At 74.3% G+C, this 7,638-nt stretch carries 5 protein-coding genes; 4 read left to right on the top strand and 1 reads right to left on the bottom strand.

The genetic code is table 11. The annotated features are described in order from the left end of the window. Positions 1-485: ferredoxin (locus ABZ914_RS42255; RefSeq protein ID WP_500200359.1), on the top strand; the 485-nt coding region annotated here is incomplete at its 5' end. A gap of 162 nt (positions 486-647) precedes the next feature. Further along, a complete protein-coding gene (hrpA, locus tag ABZ914_RS42250; RefSeq protein WP_500200357.1) occupies positions 648-4,574 on the top strand; it encodes an ATP-dependent RNA helicase HrpA in 3,927 nt (1,308 codons plus the stop codon). 1 nt (position 4,575) lies between these two features. On the opposite strand, the gene ABZ914_RS42245 is transcribed toward hrpA, so the two are convergent. Further along, positions 4,576-4,797 carry a hypothetical protein gene (locus ABZ914_RS42245; RefSeq protein ID WP_500200355.1) on the bottom strand — a complete coding sequence of 74 codons (222 nt, stop codon included), beginning with the start codon at positions 4,795-4,797 and terminating at the stop codon, positions 4,576-4,578. 61 nt (positions 4,798-4,858) lie between these two features. Here ABZ914_RS42245 and pip point away from each other — a divergent pair, with 61 nt between their 5' ends. Beyond that, a complete protein-coding gene (gene pip, locus ABZ914_RS42240) occupies positions 4,859-5,812 on the top strand; it encodes a prolyl aminopeptidase (RefSeq protein ID WP_500200361.1) in 954 nt (317 codons plus the stop codon). Positions 5,813-5,911: 99 nt separating this feature from the next. Further along, positions 5,912-7,638, top strand: a 1,727-nt coding sequence (locus ABZ914_RS42235) for a hypothetical protein (RefSeq protein ID WP_500200353.1), incomplete at its 3' end; no start/stop codon positions are given.

Below are 7,638 nucleotides of genomic sequence, written 5' to 3'. Positions count from 1 at the left end.
GCCGCCTCGGGCTGCCCGACGTCGCCGGCGCGCTCGCCGACATCGCCGCCGGCCGGGGCGTCGCGGCCGCCTGCGAGGCCGTCCGCCGAGCCGTCGGGATGGTCGCCGGCCGCGGCGCGTGCTCCCACCCCGACGGCACCGCCCGGTTCGTGCTGTCCGCGCTGGAGGTCTTCGCTGACGACCTCGCCCGGCACGCCTCCGACGGCGGCTGCGGGCGGCCCGTCCTCGGGGTGCTGCCCGCCGAGGCGGAGGCGGCCGAGCTGCGGCTGGAGGTCGACTGGAGCCGCTGCGACGGCCACGGCCTGTGCGCCGACGTGCTGCGCGGCACCGTCCGGATGGACGAGTACCACTACCCGGTGATCCCGTCCGAGCCCATCCCGGCGCGGCTGGAGGCCGACGCGCGGCGCGCCGTCGCGATCTGCCCCGGCCTCGCCCTGCGCCTCGTCCCGCGCACGCCCCACGAGAAGGCGGGCCGGGCCTCCTAGCGGCGCAGGAATGCCCGGTGGGGCGGCGGGCGTTGTAATCGGCGCGCCGACGGAAAATGGATCGCCCGGCACGGGCGATTCCGGCTACGGTGCGAAGGTTTGAGGGTGAGCGGGGCCTGCCGGCCTGGAACCCTATCCTTGTCGATGGTTATGAGGACGCCTGTGAGATCGCCGCTCGCCGACCTGCGCGCGCGCCTGCCCGAGCTGATGCTGCGCGACCAGCACCGGCTCCGCCGCCGCATCGACGGCGCCCAGAAGATGCGGGACGCGGCGCGGCGCGCGAAGGTCGCCGAGGAGATCGCCGCCGACGTCGAGGCCGCCGGACGGCGGGTCGAGCGGCGGCGCCTCGCGGTGCCCGCGATCACCTACCCGGCGGAGCTGCCGGTCGCGCAGAAGAAGGACGACATCCTCGCCGCGGTCCGCGACCACCAGGTCGTGATCGTCGCGGGCGAGACCGGGTCCGGCAAGACAACCCAGATCCCGAAGATCTGCCTGGAGCTCGGCCGCGGCGTGCTCGGCTCGATCGGCCACACCCAGCCGCGCCGGCTCGCCGCCCGCACCGTCGCCGACCGGATCGCCGAGGAGCTCGGCACCGAGCTCGGCGACACCGTCGGCTACAAGGTCCGCTTCACCGACAGGTCCAGCGACGACACGCTCGTGAAGCTGATGACCGACGGCATCCTGCTCGCCGAGATCCAGACCGACCGGCTGCTGCGCCAGTACGACACGCTGATCATCGACGAGGCGCACGAGCGCAGCCTGAACATCGACTTCCTGCTCGGCTACGTCAAGGAGATCCTGCCGCGGCGTCCCGACCTCAAGGTGATCATCACCTCGGCGACGATCGACCCCGAGCGGTTCTCCCGGCACTTCGGCGACGCCCCGATCGTCGAGGTCTCCGGCCGGACGTACCCGGTGGAGGTGCGGTACCGGCCGGTCGCCGACCCCGACGACCCGTCCGCCGACCCCGACCGCGACCAGATCCAGGCGATCATCGACGCGGTCGACGAGCTGGGCCGCGAGGCGCCCGGCGACGTGCTGGTCTTCCTCAGCGGCGAGCGGGAGATCCGCGACACCGCCGACGCGCTCACCAAGCACTTCACCCGCCAGAGGACGGCGACCGAGGTGCTGCCGCTGTACGCGCGGCTGTCGGCCGCCGAGCAGCACCGGGTGTTCCAGGCGCATCGCGGCCGGCGCGTCGTCCTCGCGACGAACGTCGCCGAGACGTCGCTGACCGTCCCCGGCATCAAGTACGTCGTCGACCCGGGCACCGCCCGCATCTCCCGCTACAGCCACCGGCTGAAGGTGCAGCGGCTCCCGATCGAGCCGGTCTCGCAGGCGTCGGCGAACCAGCGCAAGGGGCGCTGCGGCCGCGTGTCCGAGGGCGTGTGCATCCGGCTGTACTCCGAGGAGGACTTCGAGTCCCGGCCCGAGTTCACCGACCCGGAGATCCTGCGGACGAACCTCGCGTCGGTCATCCTGCAGATGACGGCGCTCGGCCTCGGCGACATCGCCGCGTTCCCGTTCGTGGAGCCGCCGGACCGCCGCAACGTCAAGGCGGGCGTCGACCTGCTGCACGAGCTCGGCGCCATCGACCCGGCCGAGAAGGACCCGCGCAAGCGGCTCACCCCGCTCGGCCGCCGGCTCGCGCAGCTGCCCGTGGACCCGCGGCTCGCCCGCATGGTGCTGGAGGCCGACCGCAACGGGTGCGTCCGCGAGGTCCTCGTCATCGCCGCCGCGCTGTCGATCCAGGACCCGCGCGAGCGCCCCGCCGAGCAGCAGCAGGCCGCCGACGAGAAGCACCGCCGGTTCGCCGACCCCACGTCCGACTTCCTGGCGTACCTGAACCTGTGGAACTACCTGCGCGAGCGGCAGAAGGAGCTGTCGGGCAGCGCGTTCCGCCGCATGTGCAAGAACGAGTTCCTGCACTTCCTGCGCGTCCGCGAGTGGCAGGACCTGCACGGCCAGCTCAAGCAGGTCGCCAAGTCGCTGGGCGTCACGCTCAACACCGCCGACGCCCCGCCCGACCGCATCCACGTCTCCCTGCTCGCCGGCCTCCTCTCGCACATCGGGCTCATCGACACCGACAAGAAGGAGAAGGACAAGCCGCGGCGCGGGCAGGAGTACCTCGGCGCGCGCGGCGCGAGGTTCGCCGTGTTCCCGGGGTCGGCGCTGTTCAAGAAGCCGCCGCGCTGGGTGATGTCGGCGGAGCTGGTCGAGACGTCCCGGCTCTGGGGGCGCATCAACGCCAAGATCGAGCCCGACTGGATCGAGCCGCTGGCGGAGCACCTCGTCAAGCGCAGCTACAGCGAGCCGCACTGGTCGAAGAAGCAGGCCGCCGTCATGGCGCACGAGAAGGTCACCCTGTACGGGGTGCCGATCGTCGCCGACCGGCGCGTCAACTACGGCTCCATCGACCCGGCGCTGTCCCGCGAGCTGTTCATCCGGCACGCGCTCGTCGAGGGCGACTGGGAGACCCACCACGAGTTCTTCCACGACAACCGCGCGCTGCTCGAGGAGGTCGAGGAGCTGGAGCACCGCGCCCGCCGCCGCGACATCCTCGTGGACGACGAGACGCTCTTCGACTTCTACGACGCGCGGATCCCCGAGGACGTCGTCTCCGGGCGGCACTTCGACGCGTGGTGGAAGCGGGCGCGGCGCTCGGACCCCGACCTGCTCGGGTTCGAGAAGTCGATGCTCATCAACGAGACCGCGGGCGGCGTCAGCGAGGCCGACTACCCCGACGTGTGGAAGCAGGGGCCGCTGCGGCTGCGGCTGACCTACCAGTTCGAGCCGGGCACCGACGCCGACGGCGTCACCGTCCACATCCCCGTCCAGGTCCTCAACCAGGTCCGCCCGGACGGGTTCGAATGGCAGGTCCCCGGCCTGCGCACCGAGCTGGTCACCGAGCTGATCCGGTCGCTGCCGAAGCAGCTGCGCGTCAACTTCGTCCCGGCGCCCGACTACGCCCGCAAGGTCCTCGACCGCGTCGCGCCGCGCACCGAGCCGCTGCTGGACGCGCTGGAGCGCGAGCTGACCGCGATGACGGGCGTCGCCGTCGCGCGGGAGGCGTGGGACCCCTCGCGGCTGCCCGCGCACCTGCGCATCACCTTCCGCGTCGTCGACGACCGCAAGCGCACCCTCGGCGAGGGCACCGACCTCGACGAGCTGAAACGCGGGCTCGCGGGCAAGGTGCGCGGGACGCTGGCGAAGGCCGCGTCGAACGTGGAGCGGTCCGGCCTCACCGAGTGGACGATCGGCGAGCTGCCCCGCACCTACGAGCGGTGGCAGGCCGGCTACGACGTGAAGGCGTACCCGGCGCTGACCGACGAGGGCGACAGCGTCGCCGTCCGCATGTACGAGACGGAGGCCGAGCAGCGCCGCGCCATGTGGCTCGGCACGCGCCGCCTCATCCTGCTGAACGCGCCGTCCCCGGTGAAGCTCATCCAGGGCCGCCTGACCAACAAGGGCAAGCTGGCGCTCAGCCACAACCCGCACGGGTCCGTCGCGGCGCTGTTCGACGACTGCGTCACCGCCGCCGCCGACCGGCTCATCGCCGAGGCGGGCGGGCCCGCGTGGGACGAGGCCGGCTTCCGCGCGCTGTACGACCGGGTCCGCGCCGACCTGCACGACGCCACCGCGCAGGTCGTCGGGCTGGTCGAGCGGATCCTCGCCGAGTCCCACGAGCTGGACCGGCGGCTGCGCGGCACCACCAGCCTCACGCTCGTCCCGGCTTTGACCGACATCCGCGGGCGGCTGGCGGGCCTGATCCACCCGGGGTTCGTCACCGAGACGGGCTGGGCGCGGCTCGCCGACCTGCCGCGCTACCTGCGCGCGCTGCAGATCCGCCTCGACAAGCTCCCCGAGAACCCGGGACGCGACCGGATGCTCGCGCACCAGGTCGACGTGCTGGGGCAGGAGTACGAGCAGGCGCTCCGCCGGCTGCACCCGTCCCGCCGCGACGAGGAGCCCGCCCGGCAGATCCGCTGGATGCTGGAGGAGCTGCGGGTCAGCCTGTTCGCCCAGCAGCTCGGCACCCGGTTCCCCGTGTCCGACAAGCGCATCCGCAAGGCCATGGCCCAGCTGTAGCTCAGGCGGGGTCGCGCGCGAACAGCTCCAGATGCCCGCACTGCCGGCACCGCCACGCCTCGACCTTCCGGCGGGGCCGGCCTATGCGCTTCGCGCCGCCGAACACGCCCAGCTCGAGCGCGCCCTCGATCCAGCGCGCGTACCCCCGGCTGGCCTGCCCCGCGTCCTCGATGAAGCCGGGCTCGAAGTCGCCGCCCCCGCACTGCGTGCACGTCATCTCCATTCGCGGGATGCTAACGCGGTGCGAACGTGATCAATTGTCGGATATGACTGGGGGCATGGCCTTGAGGGAGTTCTACCCGCCGATCGAGCCCCACGACTCCGGCCTGCTGGACGTCGGCGACGGGAACCGCGTCCACTGGGAGGTCTGCGGGAACCCGGACGGCAAGCCCGCGGTGTTCCTGCACGGCGGGCCCGGCGGCGGCGTGGTCCCCGCCTTCCGGCGCTTCTTCGACCCCGCCGCGTACCGGATCGTCCTGTTCGACCAGCGCAACTGCGGCCGGAGCCGTCCGCACGCCGGAGACCCCGGCGTCTCCCTCGAGCACAACACGACACCGCACCTCGTCGCCGACATCGAGCGGCTGCGCGAGCACCTGGCGATCGACCGCTGGCTGGTGTTCGGCGGCAGCTGGGGGAGCACCCTCGCGCTCGCCTACGCGCAGGCCCATCCCGAGCGCGTCACGGAGATGGTGCTGCGCGGCGTCTACCTCGTCCGGCCGTCCGACGAGGCGTGGGGGTTCACGCCGACCGGTGCCGCCCACCTGTTCCCGGCCGAGTGGGCCGCGTTCCGCGACGCGATCCCGCCGGACGAGCGGGACGACATGGTCGCCGCCTACGGCCGCCGCATCGAGGACCCGGACCCGGCCGTTCACCTGCCCGCGGCGCGGGCGTGGATGGGGTGGGAGCTGTGCGCCAACACGCTGCTGCCCGTCGCGGCGCCCGACCTCGACGACCCGGCCGTCCTCGCGTTCGCCCGCATCACGCACCACTACATCGCCGCCGGCGGATTCCTGCCCGACGGCGGACTGCTGGCGGGCGTCGACCGGATCCGGCACGTCCCCGCCGTGATCGTCAACGGCCGCTACGACATGAAGACCCCGCCGGGCCAGGCGTGGGACCTGCACCTCGCCTGGCCCGAGGCGGAGTTCCACATCGTCGAGGACGCGGGGCACGGCGGCGCCGAACCGGGCACCCTGGACCGGCTCATCGAGGCGACCGACCGGTTCGCCGTGCGGTGACGCCCGGTCGGTTCTGCTCACTTCAGTGCGACGTGCGTGGTCCCACATCTACCTCGCAAGTCACTGCAGTACCGTGTACTAGTGCGTATGGTTCATTCCATGCCTAACAGCGAAGAGCGCGACAATAGCGGCCCCGAGGGGACGGCCGCGGCTCCCCAGGGCGCGGTCTCCGAGGACGGGCGTCCGCAGGGCGCCGCGTCCGCGGAGGGCGACGCGGCCGGCGGGCAGGGCTCGCCAGGGCAGCAGGGGGCCCCGCGGCAGGGCATGCCGCAGCAGGCCGCGCCGGAGGCGCGCGACGACATCGCCGGCACCGCCGGCGCCGAGACGGCGGTCGCGCGGATGGGCGACCCCGTGACGGTCTGGCCGTGCGCGAACTGCGGGCGGCCGGTCCCGCAGCCGGTCGGGGCCGTCCGCACCGTCCGGTACTGCCAGGACAACGACGGCGCCTGCGCCCGCGAGGCCCGCGACCGCCGCGAGCGGGGCCGGGACGCGCCCGGCCTCACCGGGCAGGTCGCCTCCGCCTGGGAGATGGTCGAGCGGCTGGAGAAGGCCGCGGACCTGCTCGCCGACTCGCTGACCTCCGAGCTGAGCGTCGCCGGCGTCGAGCGCCGGGTCGCCGAGGTGCGGGCCGAGGCCGCCCGCGAGCTGGCCATCGCGCAGAGCGAGCGGGACGCCTCGCAGCGCAAGGCGGAGGAGGCGTGGCACGAGGCGTCGTCCGCCCGGGGCCGCGCCGACAAGGCCGAGAAGGACGCCGCCGAGGCCCGCGAGGAGGCCCGCCTCGCGACCGCCAAGCGCGACGCCGCGCAGCAGGCGTGGGAGGAGGCGCACCAGATCGCGCAGCAGTCGATGACGGCGAAGCTCGCCGCCGAGAGCGAGCGCGACCGCGTCGCCGCCCGCGAGACCGAACTGCTCGCCGCGCTGGAGGCCGCCCGCGCCGAGCTGGTCGGGCTGCACGCCAAGCTCGCCGAGGCCGAGGGCGCCGCCGAGTCGCAGCGGGTCGAGGCCGCGGTCGCCAAGCAGGGCGCCGAGGACCTGCGCAACGCCATGCGCGACACCGAGGCGCAGCGCCAGCGCGCCATGCAGGCCGCCAGCAAGGCCGAGGCGGAGCGCGCCGCCGCGCTGCGCGCGCAGTCCGAGGCCGAGGCGGAGGTGGTCCGCGCCAACGCCCGCGCCGAGGACGCCGCCAAGGAGCGCGACGCCGCGCGGGCGCAGGCCGAGGCCGCCACCGGCGAGCGCGACGAGCTGACCGCCAAGATCAACGACCAGGCGGTGCAGCTGCGCCAGCTGTCCCAGTCGGTCGCCGAGCAGCAGGCCGCGCTGTCCGCCCTCGCCGAGGAGCGCGACGCCGCCCGCGCCGAGGCCGACCGCGCGCGCCGCCAGATAGACCAGCTCACCCACAACACCCTGTCGTCCAACATCCCGCCGGGCGGCCGGCTGTCCGGTGGGAGCCCCGTCCCGCCGCCGGGCTTCGCGAACGGACCCGGCGGCGCGCAGCCGCCGCTGGCGTCGACCGGCCCCGCCGGCGGCTCCGGCTTCCCGCTCGGCGCGCCCGTCCCGCCCGGGACGCCCGGGACGCCGGGACCGAACGGGACGCAGGGACCGAACGGAACGCACGGCGGACCGCCGCCCGGATCGTCCCAGTCGGGCGGGCACATGCTGCCGCCGCCCGCCGCCGGCGGCCCCCCGTCGCCCGCGGGCGGCCCCCCGGCGGGCGAGCCGCCGCTGCCGCCCCGGCAGCGGAACGGCGCCGACCGGGTGGAGCCGCGGTTGACCGGCCCCAGACGGCCGCGCGCCGGCGGCGCAGCCGATCATGAGGACGCTCACGA

Source organism: Spirillospora sp. NPDC046719 (genome assembly GCF_040645715.1).
In the GTDB taxonomy this organism is placed as follows: Bacteria; Actinomycetota; Actinomycetes; order Streptosporangiales; family Streptosporangiaceae; genus Spirillospora.
The sequence above is the reverse complement of the archived record's forward strand: the minus strand, read 5'-3'. Positions and strand labels throughout refer to the sequence as shown.